Raw genomic sequence first — 582 nt, 5'->3', positions numbered from 1 at the left:
CCAAACCTTCCCACCAAAAAACCTCAAAAGGAAACTCCATAAAATCATTCCAACGAACTTTTGAGTCTGTATTGAATTTACAACAAGATTTTCCGGAACTTATTTTCTGTCATTCGACTCCGGCACTATATGAATGGATAGAAATAAATAGACCAGATTTATTTAATAGAATTAAAGCGCAAGTAGAGTTGGGAAAGTGGGAGTTTGTTGGGGGTTTGTGGGTAGAACCAGAGTTAAATACTGTGAGTGGGGAATCAATTGTTCGTCAGGTTTTATATGGTCAAGGTTATTTTTGGGATAAGTTTGGCCATATAAAACCTGACGAATAATTGATTTCCTACTCAGAGTTAAATACTGTGAGTGGGGAATCAATTGTTCGTCAGGTTTTATATGGTCAAGGTTATTTTTGGGATAAGTTTGGCAGATTTTCTCTTGTAGCTTGGTTGCCGGATAGTTTTGGTTTTTGTTGGCAACTTCCACAAATTCTTCAGGGTGGGGGTATGGAATATTTTGTGACTCAAAAGTTGCGTTGGAATGATTTTATGGAGTTTCCTTTTGAGGTTTTTTGGTGGGAAGGTTTGG

The 582-nt window shown here is 37.5% G+C and carries 1 pseudogene; it reads left to right on the top strand.

Features of this window, described 5'->3' with window-relative positions:
• Window positions 1-582, top strand: a pseudogene (locus tag D5R40_RS43420) (glycoside hydrolase family 38 N-terminal domain-containing protein); the annotation flags it as partial.

The organism is Okeania hirsuta (assembly GCF_003838195.1).
GTDB lineage: Bacteria > Cyanobacteriota > Cyanobacteriia > Cyanobacteriales > Microcoleaceae > Okeania > Okeania hirsuta.
The sequence above is the reverse complement of the archived record's forward strand: the minus strand, read 5'-3'. Positions and strand labels throughout refer to the sequence as shown.